This is a genomic window from Luteimonas aquatica (assembly GCF_022662575.1).
GTDB lineage: Bacteria > Pseudomonadota > Gammaproteobacteria > Xanthomonadales > Xanthomonadaceae > Luteimonas > Luteimonas aquatica.
This window is the reverse complement of the sequence record NZ_JALBFU010000001.1, coordinates 331,877-349,350: the sequence shown is the minus strand read 5'-3', so window position 1 is coordinate 349,350 and position 17,474 is coordinate 331,877. Positions and strand designations below refer to the sequence as shown.

The window sequence follows — 17,474 nt, the reverse complement described above, 5'->3', positions numbered from 1 at the left end:
CACGGCGCCATCGCCGCCCGCGGAACTGCCGACCCGTGCCGCCACCCGCGCGCGGCGCGGCTTGCTATCCTCGCCGCTCCGGCGCGCCAGGCAGCTTCCATGCTCACCGACCTCATCCTCGCCAGCCTCCACCATCTGCTGCTGTTCGGCTTCATCGCCATGCTGGTGACCGAATCGGTGCTGCTGCGCGGCACGCTCGACGCCGCCGTGCTGCGCCGCCTGGCAGGCGTGGACGCCGGCTACGGCGCCACCGCCACCCTGCTGCTCGCGGTCGGCATCCTGCGCCTGCTCTACGGCGCCAAGGGCTGGAACTATTACCTGCACAACCCCTGGTTCCACGCCAAGATCGGCCTGTTCGTCCTGGCCGCCCTGCTCTCGGCCTGGCCGACCGTCCGCTTCCTGCGCTGGCGCAAGGCGCTCAAGGCCGACCCGTCCTTCCTGCCCGCGCCGGCCGAAGCCGCCACCCTCGCCCGCATCGTCCGCTTCGAACTGCTGATGGTCGCCGCGATCTTCGTCTGCGCCGCGGCCATGGCCCGCTACGGCATGTTCTGAGCGGCCTTTCCGAGCCCTGTTCCGAGCGGTACATTCAGAACGAGGCGTCCCCGGCCGGGCCACCGGAGCGTCCCGCTCGGCTATACTCCCGGGCCGCGCCGAAGTGGCGGAATCGGTAGACGCAGCGGACTCAAAATCCGCCGCCCTTAAAAGCGTGTGGGTTCGAGTCCCACCTTCGGCACCAGAAAAAACAAAAGGGTTAGGCTTCGCGGCCTAACCCTTCTGTTTTTCAGCATGCATCCTCTGGCCCGTAGCGGGCCCGGTATACGTTGGCGTCGCAGGCACAGCGGCGCCAGAGGCAGGCCGAAGCGCTCGCGCCAGCGGACCGTCACACACGGGAAATCGAACCCCGACCACGCTGCCACGGGCTAACCCCTCCACGCCCCTGCTTGAGCCGTTTCCGTTCTGCCTTACGAGTTGTGGGCGGGCCGTATGCAGCAAGCCCGAAACCCATCGACTCAGGAGAATGCAGAATGAATTCATCAGCGGTTTTTGCCGTAGTGATGCTCGCGGGATTTTTTGCGTCCACGAGCGCGCAGGCCGGACAGGTCGGGTACTCGCCGGCCACCGTATCTTTGCCGAATAAAACGGCCTACGGATCGGTCAGAGATGCGCGCAACAGCGCCGACACGAAACAGCATGTCGGATGCGGTACCTCGGCGACGCCTGGCGACGAATGGGCATGGTGCGAAATCAACGATGCCGCCGGTGTTCAAGCATACTGCACGTCCAACGACCCAAAGATCGTGGCGACCGCCCGCGCCGCCGACGAGACGTCGTACATCCAGTTCAACTGGGACAACAACCACATATGCACATGGCTGGCCGTGCGCAACTACTCGGACTACGCGCCCTAAGTCTTCGGCGCACCCCGCACGAGCGTACGGGGTGCGCATGACTCTTGTGCCTGGTGAACCGCGACTGCGTCCGGCTCACCAGGAGGCCGCAATACTTCCTCGCCCATTGGCCAGGAAACGCAGTCAGTTCACCCAGACCCCATTCTCCGGCGTCCAGTAGAAGGTGCCCCGCTCGAACGTTTGCTTGCGGCCGCTGCCGTTGTAGGGCTGTTCGTCGCTGGTGGGATAGCCGAACTTCGCCTCGCGGCCGTTGTTCTCGAAGTGGACGAGGATGGCGCCGTGGATGACGTGGGCGTTGGTTGCGGCCGTCCACAGGAACAGGCCCTTCTGGAAGTACTGGTAGCGCCCGATCTGGCCGGTCGCCGGCGATTTGGCCGCGGCCATTTCGTCCATCTTGGCGAAGCCCCATTCCGTCTCGCCGCCGGTCGCCCAGAACTGGTCGAGGATCTTTCCGTGCACGGCGAAGGCGCCCGTCGCCGTGTGCCAGAGGATGATGCCCTTGTCGAACTGCTGGAAGCGCCCGCCCTGCTGGGCGGCCATCTCGGCCAGCTTCGGCGAGCCCAGCACGCTGCGCACGCCGCCCAGGGCGTAGTACTTCTTGGCGATCTCGCCATAGGGCAGCACTTCGCAGCGCGGGATGTCGAAGCCGTCGTTGTCGCGCGCCTCGTCGCTGCCCCAGCGGCTCAGGTAGTACGCCGATATCCACTGGTTCGCCGGCCCGACGTCGAGGTCGGTCTTCAGCCACCAGTGGTTGAACGAGGTGCCGTTGCGGATCTCGCGCCCCCAGGTCTTGCAGCGCACGTAGTTGGTGCCCGCATACAGCGTGCCGGTCTGCGCGGTGCTCGTCGCGCTGCCGTAGCCCGGCGCGTTGGCATAGGTATCCACCCAGTACAGCGGCGGCGTGGTGCTGGGCGGGGCGCCGTCGTTGATCAGGCTGTAGTAGCGCCCCCAGGGGAAATACTTGCCGGGGTCGTAGCGGTTCTCGTTGTTGGTCAGCATGCCGTGTCCCTTCACGCGCACGCTGTCCGGCACCACGTGCCAGTAGTCGTAGCCCGGCCCCTGCCAGGCGGAGGCGCAGTTGACGCCGCGGCGGGCGCAGATGCTGCGCGTCAGCCGGGCCGAGGCGTTGACCAGGGCGTCGGTCCAGGTGCCCGCATCGTTGGAATAGCCCTCGTGCTCGATGCCGACGGTGTAGCCGTTGTGGTACGCCGCATGCCAGGCCTGGTGGTACTCGCGCACCATCTGCGTGATCTGGCCGTCGGATTTACGGATCACGTAGTGCGCCGAGACCTGTGCGGAGGGGTTCTGGAACCAGGCGATCGCCCCGGCGTAGGAGCCTTCCGTGGTGTGCAGGATCACCGCCGATGCGGCGTTGCTCGCGGTGCTGTAGTTGCTGGAACTGGCCGGGTTCCAGATCGCTTCGCCGAAATCCCCGGCCAAGGTCGCGGATGCCGTCGCCTGCGGCGCGGCGGCGGCCGGCGCCGTGGTGGCCGATTCGGGAGTGATCCGGTCCGCGTCGACATCCACGTTCAGCACGGGCGCGCGCAGCACCCGCAGCTGATTGCCGGGAAAGGCCTTGTTCCATTCCACCTTCCGCCGGGGAATCTCGACGCCGCGCTCCGTGATCCCGCGTTCCGCCCCCAGCAGCACGTTGTAGGCAAAGCTGGTCCTGGCGTAGGAGCGGATGTTCCCGCCGCCGCTCCCGTAGCCGGCGTACGCAGCCAGCGCTCGCGCCAGCACCGCGTCGTCGCCGGACAGCCCCGCCGCATTCGCCCGCTCCCGCGTGGCCCGCAACGCCTGATCGAGCAGCGCGGCGCCGGCGAGGATGTTGAGCTCGGGGTCGGACATCACCATGGCCTCGCTGACGCCGAGCAGCCTCGCGCCCTCGCGCACCTGGTTGGCGAATCCCTCTCCCCGATAGAGTCCCATCACCCCGTAGGCCGGCGGCATGTGCCTGTGCGCCTGCGGGCTCGGGTCCGGCCGGACGTGCGTCCACCCGGTTTCCGACCAGGCGATCGCCTCGAGCAGTCCGACGGGCAGATCGGGATAGCGTGCGTAGGCGGCGGAAAAATACGTCCGGTATTTCGCGCGCTCGGCCAGCAGCGGCTGCAAGCTCGCCGGTGCGCCCTTGGCCGACGCCGGAATCTGCTCCTTGTCCGGCGTCGCCGCCATCGAGCGTCCCGCGGGGAAGACAAGACCCAGGCTGCAGGCCAGCGACAGTACTGCGGCATTCCGGAACGCATTGGACAGGCAACGGTCGTCAGACATGGAGACACTCCCGATATGGTCGATACGGAGGTTGAAAACCCTGGCTTCATCGACAATATCGCCATTTCCTCCGCCGCCAGGACTTGTGTCCTCCGGCCGGTTCGTTTCGCGAATTAGCGCCTCGGACCGACCGTCAGCGGGGCGTCGATCTCTCCTCACGCACGGCATCAAAGCGCGGAACAAAACAAAAGGACCAGGCTTCGCAGCCTGGTCCTTCCTGGTCTATTCCATCAACGCACAGCGCGATCGCGCTGGCATGGATGCCTCAGCGCGGGATCGCCTGCAGGATGTTGCACTGGTACGGCGCCCTGGTGAAATAAGGCGACTTTTCGCCCCAATCGACCGGCGTCGCCACGGTCGGGGGGCAATCGTACATCTTGTAGTAATCCTGCCCGACCACCACGCGGAAATCGGGCCCCTTGTAGAAGGTGATGAGCATGCCGCCCTGCAGCGAGGTGCCGGCGGAACTGCTGGTCGTCCACAACCCGACGGATGCGACGGCAGCCAGCAAGAGCATCTGCCTGAAGCCCGAAACCTTCCCCGTGTGTTTCATGCGTTCGCCTCGCGTAATGAGATGGTGTGCGGCATTGTCCTTTGCGGCGCGCCCCGAACGATACGCCAGATACGGGCGCCCCGGCCAAGCACGGAGTCTAGAATAGCGGGGGCCCGGCGATGTGAAGACCGGCTGGAAGCGATTCCAGGCAGGGCCGCCGGCGTGCTTCAGCCGCCTTGCGCCGGCGCACCCGCCGGCCCGGGCCACCCCGGCCACTTCCCCGCCATGCGATGCAGCGACGGATCCAGCGCCGGATCGCCGGCCAGACCGGTGATCTCGCGCCAGGCCAGGGCCTGGGATTCCTCGCTGACCACGAAGTCCTCCGTGGCGCCGGCGCGCACCACGTAGCGCACGTCGTAATGCCAATGCCCCGGGACGCCCTTGTGCTCGGGAATCCAGTGCCGGTCGAGGTCGAAGATGGCCTCGTCCACCGACAGGCCGGACAGGCCCGACTCCTCCTCGGCCTCCTTCAGCGCCACGCGGCGCAGATCGCTGTCGCCGTCGGCGTGGCCGCCCAGTTGCAGCCAGCGGTCCAGCTTGCGGTGGTGGGTCAGCAGCAGGCGCCGGCCGTCGGCGCTGACCAGCCAGGCCGAGCCGGTGAAATGGCCGGCCAGCCGGGCGCGTTCGAAGGGATTCTCCGCATCGTCCAGCAAGGCCAGGAACAGCGCCGTCTCCTCGGCCTGCGCGGGCCAGCGGCGTTGATAGTCGATGAAATTGGAACGGAGCCGCTCGATCGGGTCGGAGTGTTTCGCCTGCATGCCGGCAACGGGTCTGGTCTGGCGTGGAAACGGGGGAGTATGCCGGCAAAGCCATGACCATGGCCTGTTGCCCCTCGTTTCTCCCGTGGGGTATGGTGGCCCGCCGCCCGGACCCGGATGCGGTCATCGCCATCCGAGAATGGCGAGTTCAGTCACGTTCTTGTTCCTGGAGAGGGGAATTCGATGTCGAGAGGCCTGTTCATCACCAAGCCGGTGCAACCCGCGGCGCATGTCGACGCCGGCGAGCCCGCCCATGCCGACCATCTGCAGGGTGAGGCGACGCTCAAGCGGGCTCTGACCGCCAAGCACTTGGTGATGCTCGGCATCGGCGGCGTGATCGGCGCCGGCATCTTCGTCCTCACCGGCCAGGCGGCCGCGGCCCATGCCGGCCCGGCGGTCGTGCTCAGCTTCGTGATCGCCGGCTTCGCCTGCGCGCTGGCCGGCCTGTGCTATGCCGAGTTCGCGGCGATGCTGCCGGTCTCGGGCAGCGCCTACTCCTATTCCTATGCCACCCTCGGCGAGTTCGTGGCCTGGTTCATCGGCTGGTGCCTGGTCCTGGAATACCTGTTCGCGGTGGCCACGGTCTCGGTGGGATGGTCGGGCTACTTCAACGAGCTGCTGTCGTTGCTCAGCGAGGTGACGGGAAGTTCGATCGCCTTGCCCAAGGAACTGGCCTCGGCGCCCTTCACCTTCGTCAACGGCGTGCCCACCCCGACCGGCACCCTGATCAACCTGCCGGCGATCGGCATCGTCGCGGCGATCAGCTGGCTGTGCTACGTCGGCATCACCCAGTCGGCCTTCGTCAACGCGATCATCGTGACGATCAAGCTGATCGTGATCCTGCTGTTCCTGGTGTTCGCCTTCCGCTACATCCAGCCCGACAACTGGCAGCCCTTCATCCCCGAGAGCGAAGGCCCGGGCAAGTTCGGCTGGGGCGGCATCGCCCGCGCGGCGGCCATCGTGTTCTTCTCCTACATCGGCTTCGACGCGGTCTCCACCGCCGCCGGCGAGGCCAAGAACCCGCAGCGCGACATGCCGATCGGCATCCTCGGCTCGCTGTTCGTCTGCACCCTGCTCTATATCCTGGTCTCCGCGACGCTGACCGGCATCGCCGATTTCCGCATCCTCAACACGCCCGAGCCGGTGGCCACCGCGCTGGCGCAGTACACCTCGCTGAACTGGCTGCGCGGCCTGGTGGTGATCGGTGCGCTGGCCGGCCTGAGCTCGGTGATTCTGGTGATGGCGATCGCGCAGCCGCGCATCTTCTACACCATGTCGCAGGACGGCTTGATGCCGCGCTTCCTGAGCAAGATCCATCCCAAGTACCAGACGCCCTACGTCGGCACGATCATCGTCGGCATCCTGGCCGCCTCGCTGGCCGCCAGCTTCGAGATCGGCGTGCTCGGCGAGCTGGTCTCGATGGGCACCCTGCTCGCCTTCGCCACCGTCTGCATCGGCGTGCTGGTGCTGCGCTATACCCGCCCCGACCTGCCGCGCCCGTTCAAGGTGCCGCTGGCCATCGTGGTCTGCCCGCTGGGCGCGCTGGCCTGCCTGTTCCTGTTCTGGCAGGCCTTCTCCGAGCACTGGCGCCTGATGACGGCCTGGATCGCCATCGGCATGGTGATCTACTTCATCTACGGCTACCGCAACAGCAAGATCCGCAGGGCGGCCATCGCAGCGGCCGGCTGACCGGGGAAACGGTCTGCGGGCCGGCGGCATTGCGCCGGCCCGATTGCATACGGCACACCAAGAATTCAGAACGCCGGAACGGACGATGCTGCGACAACTCCTGGCCACCAAACACCCGCATGCGGCGCATAGCGATGCCGAAGGCCTGAGCCTGCGCCGCGTGCTCGGCCCCTGGGGCCTGACCGCGCTGGGCATCGGCGCGGTGATCGGCGGCGGCATCTTCGTGATCACCGGCAAGGCCGCGGCGATGCACGCCGGCCCGGCGATCATGCTCTCCTTCGTGCTGGCGGCGATCTGCTGCGCCTTCTGCGCGCTGGCCTACGCCGAGTTCGCGGCGATGGTGCCGGTCTCCGGCAGCGCCTACACCTATACCTACGCCACCCTCGGCGAGGGCGCGGCCTGGTTCATCGGCTGGATGATGGTGCTCGAGTACGGCCTGTCCGCCTCGGCGGTGGCGGCGAGCTGGACCGGCTACTTCCTCAGCATGCTGCAGCATTTCGACATCGTGCTGCCCAAGGCGCTGGTGCAGGCGCCGCTGGACGCGCAGCTGCGCCCCACCGGCGCCCTGCTCAACCTGCCGGCCGCGGCGATCGTGCTGCTGCTGACCTGGCTTTGCTACGTGGGCATCAGCAAGTCCTCGGCGATGAACATGGTCATGGTCGTGCTCAAGACCGGCCTGATCGTGCTGGTGATCGCGGTCGGCTGGAAGTACGTCGACCCGCAGAACTGGACGCCGTTCATTCCCGCCAACGAGGGCCCGGGCAAGTACGGCTGGGAAGGCGTGCTGCGCGGCGCCTCGATGGTGTTCTTCGCCTACATCGGCTTCGAAGCGGTGTCGGTGGCGGCGCAGGAGTCGCACAGCCCGCAGCGCGACCTGCCGGTGGGCATGATGCTGTCGCTGCTGATCTGCACGGTGCTCTACATCGCCATGGCGGCGGTGATGACCGGCCTGGTGCCCTACCCGCTGCTGGGCACCGACGAGCCGGTGGTCACCGCGGTCGCGGCCCATCCGCAGCTGGGCTGGCTGCGCGTGATCGTGGAGATCGGCGCGCTGATCGGCCTGTCCTCGGTGATCCTGGTGATGATCATCGGCCAGCCGCGCATCTTCATGATCATGGCGCGCGACGGCCTGCTCTCGCCGCTGTTCACCCGCATCCACCCCGAATACCGCACGCCGCACATCAACACCGTGATCACCGGCATCGGCATCGCGGTGCTGGCCGCGGTCTTTCCGCTGGACATCCTCGGCGACCTGACCTCGATGGGCACGCTGATCGCCTTCGCCGCGGTCTGCGCCGGCGTGCTGATCCTGCGCCGCACCCAACCCGACCTGCCGCGCCCGTTCCGCGTGCCGTTCGCGCCGCTGGTCTGCACCGCCGGCGTGCTCAGCTGCCTGGTGCTGCTCTCCACCATGAGCATGCACAACTGGATGCTGATGGTGCTGTGGACGGTGCTGGGCTTCGTGATCTATTTCGGCTACGGCTACCGCCACAGCCGCCTGCGCCAGCAGTAGCCGCCGCCGAACGCGCCTGCCGGGGATTCCGGCGCGGCCGTCACCGCCGGCTAGCCGTTTGTTCGGTACACTCGCGGCATGAGCGCCCTGCCCTACGACCACCACCGCCTCTGCGATCTCGCCGGCGAGATCATCGTCAACGTCCGCGAGCTGGCCGGCCGCGGCTGGACGCCGGCCACCAGCAGCAACTTCTCGCGCCGGCTCGACGACCGCCACGCCGCGATCACGGTATCCGGGCGCGACAAGGGCAAGCTGAAGGAATCGGACATCATGGTCGTCGACTTCGACGGCCAGCCCGTGGCCACCGAGCACAAGCCCTCGGCCGAGACGCTGCTGCACACCCAGTTGTACCGGCGCTTCCCGGAGATCGGCTGCGTGCTGCACACCCACTCGCTGGTGCAGACGGTGGCCTCGCGGCTGTTCGCCGGCGCCGGCCACCTGCGCCTGGAGGGCTACGAACTGCTCAAGGCCTTCCACGGCAACACCACGCACGAGTCGATGATCGACGTGCCGGTCTTCGCCAACACCCAGCACATGCCGACGCTGGCGGCCCAGGTCGACGCCCTGCTCGACAAGGGTCCGCTCTGGGGCTACCTGATCGACGGCCACGGCCTGTACGCCTGGGGCCGCGACATGGCCGAGGCGCGCCGCCACCTGGAAGCCTTCGAGTTCCTGTTCAACTGCGAGCTGGAGCTGCGCAAGCTGCACACCGCCTGAGCGCGGGCGCAGGCCGGCCCGTCATCGGCGACGAGCGGCGCGGCCCGGCGCGCCGTTCCAGGCCTTGAACGCGGGCGTTCCAGCACGCACATCGGAGCGGCGGCCTGCAACTGCTACTCTTCGAACCCTGGAGCCACGCCGGCTCGCCCACCCGGCCCGCCCCCCAACGAGGTCCCCATGAGCCGACTGCGCATCTTCGCCGACGACGCCCCCGACCGCCCCGAATTCGTCAGCCACGACGGCGAGGCCATCGCGCGCGAGCTGGCCAGGATCGGCGTCACCTTCGAGCGCTGGCAGGCCGACCGGCCGATCCAGGCCGGCGCGTCGCAGGAAGCCGTGATCGCGGCCTACAAGTCCGACATCGACCGCATCACCGCCGAGCGCGGCTTCACCACGATCGACGTGATCAGCATCGCCCCGGACAATCCCGACCGCGAAACGCTGCGCGGCAAGTTCCTCGACGAGCACTTCCACAAGGAAGACGAGGTGCGCTTCTTCGTCGAGGGCTCGGGCCTGTTCACGCTGCACGTGGACGGCAAGGTCTACGAGATCGAATGCGTGAAGAACGACCTGATCGCGGTGCCCGACGGCACCACGCACTGGTTCGACATGGGCGCCGAGCCGAGCTTCGTGGCGATCCGCTTCTTCCAGCAGCCCGACGGCTGGATCGGCCATTTCACCGGCACCGACATCGCGCAGCGTTTCCCGCGCTACGAGAAAAGCTGAAAACCGGCGCAGGGGGAACGCGGAGCGGGCAAGGCGCTTCAGCCTCCGCGCATTCCTCACCGCCTCCATTCGCTCCCCATCCCATGCGCACGATCCTCACCGACATCGAAGGCACCACCAGCAGCATCTCGTTCGTGAAGGACGTGCTGTTCCCCTACGCGCGCCGCGAGCTGCCGCGCTTCGTGCGCGAGCACGGCCGCGAGCCGGAGGTGCGGCGCTGGCTCGACGCGGTGGCGACCGAGGCGGCCGGCGGCATCTGCGAGGACGCGATCATCGTCGAGACCCTGCAGGGCTGGATCGACCAGGATCGCAAGCACACCGCGCTCAAGGCGCTGCAGGGCATGCTCTGGGCCGACGGCTACCGCAACGGCGACTACGCCTCGCACATCTACCCCGACGCGGCCGAGGCGCTGCGCCGCTGGCACGACGAAGGCCGCCCGCTGGCGGTCTATTCCTCCGGCTCGGTGCCGGCGCAGAAGCTGCTCTACGGCCATACCGAGGCCGGCGACCTGTTGCCGGTGTTCGGCGCCTTCTTCGACACCGAGGTCGGCGGCAAGCGCGAGGCCGGCAGCTACCGGCGCATCGCCGAGGCCCTGGGGCGCGAAGCCTCGGAGGTCGTGTTCCTGTCCGACGTGGTCGAGGAGCTCGACGCCGCGCGCGAGGCCGGCCTGCGCACCGTGCTGGTGGACCGCCGCGAGGACTATCCGCAGCCGCGCGGCGGCGAGGCGCTCAACGGCCACGCGCGCGTGGAAAGCTTCGCCCAGATCCGGCCGGACGAGACATGACCCCGGCGCGGCGCGGGCTGCGGTGGCTGGCATGGCTGGCGCTCGCGCTGCCGGCCGCCGTGCCGGCCCACGCCGGCGACATGAGCGTGGCCGAGCGCGACCGCCAGCTGCTCGAGAAGACCCTGGCGGGCCTGGCGCCGCAGCGCCCGGGCAAGGTCGACCTGTACGTGGTCGGGTTCGCCGGCGACGGCAACGAGGACGTGTTCCGCAACGAGGTCGCCTACCTCGACGCGCTGATGTCGCAGCGCTTCGGCGCCGCGGGCCGCGTGCTGACCCTGGTCAACCACATCGACAGCCTGGGCGACGCGCAGCGTCCGCTGGCCACGCTCGACAACCTGCGCCTGGCCCTGGCCGGCCTGGGCAGGATCGTCGATCGCGAGCAGGACATCGTGCTGCTGTTCCTCACCACGCACGGCACCGAGCAGCACGAGCTGATCTCCGAGCTGCTGCCGGTGTTCCAGTCGACCATCGATCCGCAGCAGCTGCGCGGCGCGCTCAACGCGTCGGGCATCCGCAACCGCGTGGTCGTGGTCTCGGCCTGCTATTCGGGGGGCTTCGTGCCGGCGCTGCGCAGCGACGACAGCCTGGTGATCGCCGCCTCGCGCCAGGACCGCACCTCGTTCGGCTGCGGGGTGGATTCCAACATCACCTACTTCGGCCGCGCGTTCCTGCTCGACGGCCTCAACCGCAGCGACAGCTTCATCGGCGCCTACGACATCGCCACCGCCGAGATCGCGCAATGGGAGCGCGAGGACGGCCAGGAGGCGTCGATGCCGCAGATCGACGTGGGCGACGGCATCGTGCCGCGCCTGCGGGCCTGGCAGGCGCAGCTGCAGGTCGGGCCGCCGGTGGCCTATCCGTACGGCCGCTGAGCCGGCACGGCTGCAAGCGATTCTCATTTCGTCACGGAAAAAAGCTTCCCGCTACACTGCGCCCGCGCTGCCAGCCAGCCTTTCGCCAGCCAGCGACGCGCAAGACGATCCGCCCGCCAGCTTCTCCGCTCGCCAGCCTGTCGTCGCAACAGCCGAAACCCACGCCGACCGCGTGGGTTTTTCGTTTTCGGGCTTGCCCGTGCCGCGAAGCGGCGCCGCTCAGTGCAGCTTCTCGCCGCGCGCCAGCATCGCCACCAGCCGCTCCACCCGCGCGGCCCGCGTTTCCGGCTTGCGCGCGGTGTGCACGCGCCAGCACACCGCGTAGCGATTGGTCCTGTCGAGCGCCTCGAAGAAGGCCTTGGCCTTGCGGTTCCCGGCCAGCGCCGCCGCCAGTTCGGCGGGCACCTGCATCGTCGCCGAGCCCTCGTAGGCCGCCTGCCAGCGTCCGTCGGCCTTGGCGGCCTCGATCTCGCGCCACCCGCCCGCCTGCATGCGGCCCGCGGCGATCAGGCGCTCGGCATGGCCGACATTGATCTTCGACCACAGGCTGCGCGGGCGCCGCGGCACGAAGCGCTGCAGATAGAAGCGCTCGTCGCAGGCCAGCCGCTGGCCGTCGATCCAGCCGTGGCAGAGCGCGATCTCCAGCGCCTCGGCGATGCGCACCGAGGTGGCGCCGGCGTCCTTCTTGGCGATCTTCAGCCAGACGCCCTTGTCGCCGGCGTGCGCGGCCAGCCAGGCTTCGAACGCCGCGGCGTCGCGGAAATGCTCGATCGGCAGATCGGTGGGCGGATCAGCGGCCATGGCCGGACGCTCCAGCCTTGCCGGTCCCGTTCGCCGCCGTGGCCGGACAGGCCGGCGGCCAGGCTTCGCGGCCGCGCAGGCGCCAGACGAAGAACTCGCCCGACCGGTCGCCCTTGAGGTCGCGCGCGAACAGCAGGGAATGCCCGCTCGGCGAGAACAGCGCGCCGATCTCGCTGCCGTTGACGTTGATCGGCGACGGCAGTTTCTCGCGCGGGCGCCAAGCGGCGCGCGGATCGTCGCGTCGCGCGAGATACAGGCCGTCGGCGGCCATCATCACCAGGCTGCGGCCGTCGGGCGACGGCAGCGGCTCGTATTCGTCTCCGGCGGTGTTGAGCGCCTTGCCGGCGTTCTCCACGCGCCAGCGCCCGTCCTGGCCGCGGCGCGCGCGCCAGATGTCGGTCTTGCCCAGGCCGCCGGCGCGGTCGGATCCGAAATAGAGCCAGCCGTCCCTGTCCAGGCGCGGGAACCACTCGTTGCCGGTCGAGTTCACCGGCGCCGGCAATCGTTCCGGCATGCCCCAGCGGCCGTCGCCGTCGCGCTGCACGCGCCAGATGTCCAGGTCCTTGCGCTTGATGCCGTCGCTGGTGCGCGTACTGATGAAGTACAGGGTGTTGCCGTCGCCGGCGAACCAGGGATCGGCCTCGACCCCGTCGCCGGAGAATGCCGCCGGCAGCGGCGGCGTCCAGCCATCGGCGCCGCAGCGGCTGACCAGGATCCGCCAGCCCTGGAAGGCCGGCGAGCTGCGCACGAAATAGAAGTCGCCGTTGCGCGGATCGAAGGCCGGATGCGATTCGAAGCGGTCGCTGGAAACGCCGGCCGGCACCCAGGGCTCGACTTGCGGCGCGGTCGCGGCCTGCACGGCCGGCATGCAGGCCATGGCCAGGAAAGTCGCGATGGCGGCGCGACGCGGTCGGGCGCGGATCGCGGCGCGGAACAAGTTCATGGCTGGGCATCCGCGAGGGCGTAATCGAGGCCGGCGCGATGCTCGCGACCGCGCTCGTCGATGCTGCGCACCTCGACGGCATGCGCGCCGATCGCCAGGTCGGTGGGCAGGGTGCCGCGCCACAGGTGCGGCGACGGCGTCGCCTGGGCGGCGCGGTCGTAGCCGCGCAGCGACGTGGCCGCGTCGTCCAGGGCGTTCTGCGCGCTCACGCGCGGATCGGGGCGCTCGACGCGCCGCATCGGCTTCCACTCGCCGCCGTCGATCCGGTATTCCACGCGCGTGTCGTCGCGGCCCATGAACACGTTGGCGTAGACGCCGTCGGCCGGATACGCGCCGCGGCGCAGCACCTTCGGCGCATGCAGGGCCATCGCCTCGGTGAACGCGGCGTTCCCGGGCGGCAGCCGCGCCGGGTGCCAGTCCAGCGCATAGCCCTGCGCGCCGGCGTCGGCGCCGATGCGCAGCGTGGCATGGCCGTTGGGCGTGCCGTCGCTCATGGTGGTGTCGGGAATGCCCTGCGCGTCCTTCACGCCGCCCCAGAACGCGCCGCAGGCGGCGCCGACGTTGTACTCGTGCAGCGGGTGCGCGCCGTGCCAGCCGGTGCGCGCGTCGTGGAAGTAGTGGCGCTGGGTGTGGCTGTGCCCGCTGAGCAGCAGCACCTTCGGGAACGGGCGCAGCAGCGCGAACAGGCGCTCGCGGTCGGCGTCGCGGAAGGTGTCCTGTCCGGCCGGCTCGAACAGCGGGATGTGCATGCCGAGCACCAGCAGCCGGTCCTTCGGCGCCTCGCGCAGGTAGGCCTCCAGGAAGGCGAGCTGGTCCTCGCGCAGGCCGCCGATGTAGCCGGCATGCTCGCCGGGCAGATGCACCACGTCGTCGAACAGCACGAAGCTCGCCTGCGGCTCCTCCCAGGCATAGGTGTCGGGACCGAAATGGCGGCGGTAGGTGCGCAGCGAATCCTCGTCGTCGCGGGCGTCGGCGTCGAGGTCGTGATTGCCCGCCACGTGCAGCCAGGGCAGGCCCAGGCGCGCGGTGATCGCGTTCACGGCCGGATACAGCGAGAGGTCGTCGTTGACGATGTCGCCCAGGCTCAGACCGAGCGCGGCGCGCGTGCGGCCTATCAGCGGTTCGACGATGTCGCGGCGGTAATAGTCGACGTCGACCGTCGATTTGGCCTGCGGATCGGCGAACACGAGCACGTCGAGGTCGCCCTCGCGCGGCGGCGCGCGGCGCAGCGCGAAGTCGGCGCCGGCCGGGCCTTCGCGCCAGAACGCGGGCAGGTCCTCGGCGCCGGCCGCCACCCGCCAGCCGGCCGGCTTGACCACGAACACCGGCAGTCCGGCGCGGGCCTGCAGCGCGTAGCGCCCTTGCGCGTCGGTGCGCACGATCTCGCGGCCGTTGGAGACGGCCACCCCTGCGATGCCGCGCTCGCCCGGGTCGCGGCGGCCGTTGCCGTTGCCGTCCTCGTACACCGTGCCGCCGATCCCCTCGGCCTGCGCGGCGGCGGCGATCAGCAGCAAGCAGGTACAGAAGAACCGGTGGCCCATCGCCGTCGCCCTGGTCGGAAACGGCGATTATGCCCCGCTCGCCCGCGCGCCTCCGACTGCGGGAAGTCACGCGCGGGGCACGATGACCGGCATCACGGAACGCACGGCATGCGGCCGCGTGGCCGCCGGTCGAGCGTCGCAGCGGAGTCCGCTAGCGTTCGCGCTCGCGCAGCGCGCGCTCCAGGTCGGCCAGGCCCAGGCCGCGCGCGCGCAGCAGCACCAGCAGGTGATAGGCCAGGTCGGCCGCCTCGCCCAGCAAGGCGGCATCGTCCTCGGCGACGGCGGCCAGCGCCGTTTCCACGCCCTCCTCGCCCACCTTCTGGGCGACGCGGCGGATGCCGCCCTCGAACAGGCGCGTGGTGTAGCTCTCCGCCGGGCGTTCACGCTCGCGGCGTTCGACCAGCAGATCGAGCGCGGCCAGCTGCGCGCCCGGCGCCTCGGGAAAGCAGCTCTCGCGTCCGAGGTGGCAGGTGGGGCCGAGCGGCCGGGCCTGCACCAGCAGCGTGTCGCCGTCGCAGTCGGTCTCCAGGCGGACCAGTTCGAGCACGTGTCCGCTCTGCTCGCCCTTGGTCCAAAGCCGCTGCCGGCTGCGGCTGAAGAAAGTGACCCGGCCTTCGCGCAGCGTGGCCTGCAGCGCGGCGCGGTCCATGTAGCCGAGCATCAGCACGCGCAGGGTGCGCGCATCCTGCACGATCGCCGGCAGCAGGCCGCCCTGCTTGTCCCAGGCCAGCGCTTCGATATCGAGCGCGGTCGCGACACGCTCAGCCATGGCGCACCCGGATGCCGGCCTGGCGCAGCTCGCCCTTGAGCGCGGGAATCGCGATCTGGCCGCTGTGGAACACGCTGGCGGCCAGCGCGCCGTCGACGTCGGCCTCGCGGAACACCTGGATGAAGTGCGCCGGCGCGCCGGCGCCGCCCGAGGCCACCAGCGGCACCCGGCACAGCGCGCGCACCGCGCGCAGCTGGTCGATGTCGTAGCCGCCGCGCACGCCGTCGCTGCCCATGCAGTTGAGCACGATCTCGCCGGCCCCGAGCGCCTGCGCCTGCGCCACCCAGTCCAGGGTGCGCCGCGGCAGCGCGCGCATGGCGTCCGGATCGCCGGTATGGCTGCGCACGCGCCATTGCCCGTCGGCATCGCGCAGCGAATCGATGCCGACCACCACGCACTGCACGCCGAAGGCCTCGGCGATCTCGCCGATCAGTTCCGGCCGCTCCAGCGCCGGGGTATTGATCGAGATCTTGTCGGCGCCGGCATGCAGCACCGCGCGCGCGTCCTCCACGCTGCGGATGCCGCCGGCGACGCAGAAGGGAATGTCGATGCGCCGCGCCACGGCCTCCACCCAGCCGCGGTCGACGCTGCGGCCCTGCGGGCTGGCGGCGATGTCGTAGAACACCAGCTCGTCGGCGCCCTGGTCGCGGTAGCGCAGGGCCAGCTCGGCGATGTCGCCCATGTCGACGTGGTCGCGGAAACGCACGCCCTTGACGACACGGCCGTCGCGCACATCCAAGCAAGGGATGATGCGACGGCTCAGCACCGCAACGCCTGCGGCAGGTCGAACCTGCCCTCGAGCAGCGCCTTGCCCAGCACGATGCCCGCGCAGCCGGCGCCGCGCGCGTCGCGCACGTCGTCCAGGTCGCGGGCGCCGCCGGAGGCCTGCAGTTCCAGGCGCGGCGCCCACTGCCGCAGCAGCTGGTACAGCTGCAGATTGGGCCCGGCCAGGGTGCCGTCGCGGGCGATGTCGGTGCACAGCAGGTGGCGCAGGCCCGAGCGCGAATAGAAGCGCACCAGGTCGCCGATGGTGCGGCGGCCGGGCTGGGTCCAGCCGTGGCTGGTCGGGAACCAGCGTCCGTCCTGCCCGCACCAGGCGTCCAGCGCCACCGTCAGGTGCTCGCTGCCGTAGCGCTTGATCCAGTCCACCACGCGGTTGGGCTCGGTGACGGCCAGCGATCCGACCACGACGCGGTCGGCGCCGTCCTGCAGCAGGCGTTCGATGTCGGCCTCGTTGCGCACCCCGCCGCCGGTCTGCACCAGCAGCGGCGTCTCGGCCTTGAGCCGGCGCAGCAGCTCGCCCAGCGTGTAGCCGCCGCTGCGGGCGGCATCGAGGTCGACCAGGTGCAGCCATTGCGCGCCGGCGTCGGCGTAGCTGCGCGCCAGCGTGAAAGGATCGTCGGCGTATCGGGTTTCGCGCGCGTAGTCGCCTTGCGCCAGGCGTACGACGCGGCCGCTGCGCACGTCGATGGCCGGGTAGATCTGGAAGGTTTCGCGCAGCGCATATGCGTTCATGGTACCCATCGGATGAAGTTCTCCAGCAGCCGTGACCCAAGGGCCGAAGATCGTTCCGGATGGAACTGCGCGCCGAAATACAGTCCCCGCCGGACGATGGCTGCGAAGGCTTCGCCGTGATGCGCGGTGGCCAGCACGCTGGTGCCCGATGCGCCCACGTCGACCGGTGCGGCGTAGCCATGCACGAAGTAGGCCTGGTCGCCGTCCCGGATGCCTTGCAGCAGTCCATTCCCTGTAACGCAGGACAAGGCATTCCACCCCATGTGGGGAATGCGGATGCCGGGGGCCGGCCGCAACGCCCGCACCCGCCCCGGCAGCAGGCCCAGGCAGGGGGTGTCGCCGCCCTCCTCCGAGGACTCGTAGAGCAGTTGCATGCCCAGGCAGACGCCCAGCAGCGGCACCCGCAGGCCGCGCAGCGCTTCGATCAGGCCCTGCGCGGCCAGGGCGCGCATGGCCGGCGCCGCCGCGCCCACGCCGGGCAGGATCACCCGCTCCGCGCCGGCCAGGCCGCCGGCGTCGCGCACCAGGCGCGGCGTCAGGCCAAGCCGCTCCAGCGCGTAGCGCACCGAGCCGAGATTGGCGCCGCCGGCATCGATCAGGGCGATGTTCATCACG

18 protein-coding genes and 1 tRNA gene are annotated in these 17,474 nt (G+C 69.7%); 9 read left to right on the top strand and 10 right to left on the bottom strand.

The features are described from left to right. The first annotated feature begins 99 nt into the window (after positions 1-99). The 3 genes from MD221_RS01660 to MD221_RS01650 all read left to right on the top strand — a co-directional run bounded on the left by MD221_RS01660 (position 100) and on the right by MD221_RS01650 (position 1,409). Positions 100-552 carry a DUF2214 family protein gene (locus tag MD221_RS01660; protein ID WP_242107339.1) on the top strand — a complete coding sequence of 151 codons (453 nt, stop codon included), beginning with the start codon at positions 100-102 and terminating at the stop codon, positions 550-552. Positions 553-649: 97 nt separating this feature from the next. Beyond that, positions 650-736, top strand: a tRNA-Leu gene (locus MD221_RS01655). Between the two features lie 289 nt (positions 737-1,025). Then, entirely contained in the window at positions 1,026-1,409 is a 384-nt protein-coding gene (locus MD221_RS01650) for a hypothetical protein (RefSeq protein ID WP_242107338.1), read from the top strand. 123 nt (positions 1,410-1,532) lie between these two features. Here MD221_RS01650 and MD221_RS01645 read toward each other — a convergent pair whose 3' ends face one another. The 3 genes from MD221_RS01645 to MD221_RS01635 form a co-directional block, all read right to left on the bottom strand. Continuing rightward, on the bottom strand, positions 1,533-3,677 hold the full coding sequence (locus MD221_RS01645) for an N-acetylmuramoyl-L-alanine amidase (protein ID WP_242107337.1): 2,145 nt from the start codon (positions 3,675-3,677) through the stop codon (positions 1,533-1,535). A 265-nt stretch (positions 3,678-3,942) separates the two neighbouring features. Continuing rightward, positions 3,943-4,230, bottom strand: coding sequence for a hypothetical protein (locus MD221_RS01640; protein WP_242107336.1), 288 nt, complete (start codon positions 4,228-4,230; stop codon positions 3,943-3,945). 167 nt (positions 4,231-4,397) lie between these two features. Next, the gene (locus tag MD221_RS01635) at positions 4,398-4,988 is read right to left on the bottom strand and encodes an NUDIX hydrolase (protein ID WP_242107335.1); all 591 of its coding nucleotides are present in this window, start codon (positions 4,986-4,988) and stop codon (positions 4,398-4,400) included. A 183-nt stretch (positions 4,989-5,171) separates the two neighbouring features. Between MD221_RS01635 and MD221_RS01630 the strand changes: the two genes are divergently transcribed. The 6 genes from MD221_RS01630 to MD221_RS01605 all read left to right on the top strand — a co-directional run bounded on the left by MD221_RS01630 (position 5,172) and on the right by MD221_RS01605 (position 11,290). Further along, entirely contained in the window at positions 5,172-6,677 is a 1,506-nt protein-coding gene (locus tag MD221_RS01630) for an amino acid permease (RefSeq protein WP_242107333.1), read from the top strand. Positions 6,678-6,762: 85 nt separating this feature from the next. Continuing rightward, a complete protein-coding gene (locus MD221_RS01625; RefSeq protein WP_242107331.1) occupies positions 6,763-8,190 on the top strand; it encodes an amino acid permease in 1,428 nt (475 codons plus the stop codon). A gap of 78 nt (positions 8,191-8,268) precedes the next feature. Beyond that, positions 8,269-8,907: a methylthioribulose 1-phosphate dehydratase gene (locus MD221_RS01620; protein ID WP_242107330.1), complete on the top strand. Its 639-nt coding sequence runs from the start codon at positions 8,269-8,271 to the stop codon at positions 8,905-8,907. A gap of 177 nt (positions 8,908-9,084) precedes the next feature. Beyond that, complete coding sequence (locus MD221_RS01615; protein WP_242107328.1) at positions 9,085-9,633, top strand: 1,2-dihydroxy-3-keto-5-methylthiopentene dioxygenase; 549 nt, start codon at positions 9,085-9,087, stop codon at positions 9,631-9,633. Between the two features lie 83 nt (positions 9,634-9,716). Next, on the top strand, positions 9,717-10,418 hold the full coding sequence (gene mtnC / locus MD221_RS01610; RefSeq protein WP_242107326.1) for an acireductone synthase: 702 nt from the start codon (positions 9,717-9,719) through the stop codon (positions 10,416-10,418). After that, the gene (locus tag MD221_RS01605) at positions 10,415-11,290 is read left to right on the top strand and encodes a C13 family peptidase (protein ID WP_242107324.1); all 876 of its coding nucleotides are present in this window, start codon (positions 10,415-10,417) and stop codon (positions 11,288-11,290) included. The genes mtnC and MD221_RS01605 overlap by 4 nt, the downstream gene beginning before the upstream one ends. Positions 11,291-11,509: 219 nt before the next feature. Here the strand turns inward: MD221_RS01605 and MD221_RS01600 are convergent, their stop codons facing one another. The 7 genes from MD221_RS01600 to hisH all read right to left on the bottom strand — a co-directional run bounded on the left by MD221_RS01600 (position 11,510) and on the right by hisH (position 17,473). After that, positions 11,510-12,091 (bottom strand): YdeI/OmpD-associated family protein, encoded by a 582-nt coding sequence (locus tag MD221_RS01600; protein ID WP_242107321.1) that lies wholly within the window; start codon positions 12,089-12,091, stop codon positions 11,510-11,512. Beyond that, entirely contained in the window at positions 12,081-13,034 is a 954-nt protein-coding gene (locus MD221_RS01595; RefSeq protein ID WP_242107319.1) for a TolB family protein, read from the bottom strand. The genes MD221_RS01600 and MD221_RS01595 overlap by 11 nt, the downstream gene beginning before the upstream one ends. Beyond that, the gene (locus MD221_RS01590; RefSeq protein ID WP_242107318.1) at positions 13,031-14,575 is read right to left on the bottom strand and encodes a calcineurin-like phosphoesterase C-terminal domain-containing protein; all 1,545 of its coding nucleotides are present in this window, start codon (positions 14,573-14,575) and stop codon (positions 13,031-13,033) included. Before MD221_RS01590 ends, MD221_RS01595 begins: the two co-directional genes overlap by 4 nt. Before the next feature lie 151 nt (positions 14,576-14,726). Further along, positions 14,727-15,344, bottom strand: a complete 618-nt coding sequence (gene hisIE, locus MD221_RS01585; RefSeq protein ID WP_242107315.1) for a bifunctional phosphoribosyl-AMP cyclohydrolase/phosphoribosyl-ATP diphosphatase HisIE — start codon at positions 15,342-15,344, stop codon at positions 14,727-14,729. Continuing rightward, positions 15,337-16,110 (bottom strand): imidazole glycerol phosphate synthase subunit HisF, encoded by a 774-nt coding sequence (gene hisF, locus MD221_RS01580; RefSeq protein WP_242107313.1) that lies wholly within the window; start codon positions 16,108-16,110, stop codon positions 15,337-15,339. The genes hisIE and hisF overlap by 8 nt, the downstream gene beginning before the upstream one ends. Then, positions 16,104-16,859 (bottom strand): 1-(5-phosphoribosyl)-5-[(5-phosphoribosylamino)methylideneamino]imidazole-4-carboxamide isomerase, encoded by a 756-nt coding sequence (locus tag MD221_RS01575; protein ID WP_242107311.1) that lies wholly within the window; start codon positions 16,857-16,859, stop codon positions 16,104-16,106. Before MD221_RS01575 ends, hisF begins: the two co-directional genes overlap by 7 nt. Next, positions 16,856-17,473, bottom strand: a complete 618-nt coding sequence (gene hisH, locus MD221_RS01570) for an imidazole glycerol phosphate synthase subunit HisH (protein ID WP_242107309.1) — start codon at positions 17,471-17,473, stop codon at positions 16,856-16,858. Before hisH ends, MD221_RS01575 begins: the two co-directional genes overlap by 4 nt. Between the last annotated feature and the right edge of the window lies 1 nt (position 17,474).

Excerpts from the sequence above, each read along its gene's own strand:
- MD221_RS01660 (WP_242107339.1), top strand. The coding sequence starts at position 100 with ATGCTCACCGACCTCATCCTCGCCAGCCTCCACCATCTGCTGCTGTTC.
- MD221_RS01650 (WP_242107338.1), top strand. The coding sequence starts at position 1,026 with ATGAATTCATCAGCGGTTTTTGCCGTAGTGATGCTCGCGGGATTTTTT.
- MD221_RS01645 (WP_242107337.1), bottom strand. The coding sequence starts at position 3,677 with ATGTCTGACGACCGTTGCCTGTCCAATGCGTTCCGGAATGCCGCAGTA.
- MD221_RS01640 (WP_242107336.1), bottom strand. The coding sequence starts at position 4,230 with ATGAAACACACGGGGAAGGTTTCGGGCTTCAGGCAGATGCTCTTGCTG.
- MD221_RS01635 (WP_242107335.1), bottom strand. The coding sequence starts at position 4,988 with ATGCAGGCGAAACACTCCGACCCGATCGAGCGGCTCCGTTCCAATTTC.
- MD221_RS01630 (WP_242107333.1), top strand. The coding sequence starts at position 5,172 with ATGTCGAGAGGCCTGTTCATCACCAAGCCGGTGCAACCCGCGGCGCAT.
- MD221_RS01625 (WP_242107331.1), top strand. The coding sequence starts at position 6,763 with ATGCTGCGACAACTCCTGGCCACCAAACACCCGCATGCGGCGCATAGC.
- MD221_RS01620 (WP_242107330.1), top strand. The coding sequence starts at position 8,269 with ATGAGCGCCCTGCCCTACGACCACCACCGCCTCTGCGATCTCGCCGGC.
- MD221_RS01615 (WP_242107328.1), top strand. The coding sequence starts at position 9,085 with ATGAGCCGACTGCGCATCTTCGCCGACGACGCCCCCGACCGCCCCGAA.
- mtnC (WP_242107326.1), top strand. The coding sequence starts at position 9,717 with ATGCGCACGATCCTCACCGACATCGAAGGCACCACCAGCAGCATCTCG.
- MD221_RS01605 (WP_242107324.1), top strand. The coding sequence starts at position 10,415 with ATGACCCCGGCGCGGCGCGGGCTGCGGTGGCTGGCATGGCTGGCGCTC.
- MD221_RS01600 (WP_242107321.1), bottom strand. The coding sequence starts at position 12,091 with ATGGCCGCTGATCCGCCCACCGATCTGCCGATCGAGCATTTCCGCGAC.
- MD221_RS01595 (WP_242107319.1), bottom strand. The coding sequence starts at position 13,034 with ATGAACTTGTTCCGCGCCGCGATCCGCGCCCGACCGCGTCGCGCCGCC.
- MD221_RS01590 (WP_242107318.1), bottom strand. The coding sequence starts at position 14,575 with ATGGGCCACCGGTTCTTCTGTACCTGCTTGCTGCTGATCGCCGCCGCC.
- hisIE (WP_242107315.1), bottom strand. The coding sequence starts at position 15,344 with ATGGCTGAGCGTGTCGCGACCGCGCTCGATATCGAAGCGCTGGCCTGG.
- MD221_RS01575 (WP_242107311.1), bottom strand. The coding sequence starts at position 16,859 with ATGAACGCATATGCGCTGCGCGAAACCTTCCAGATCTACCCGGCCATC.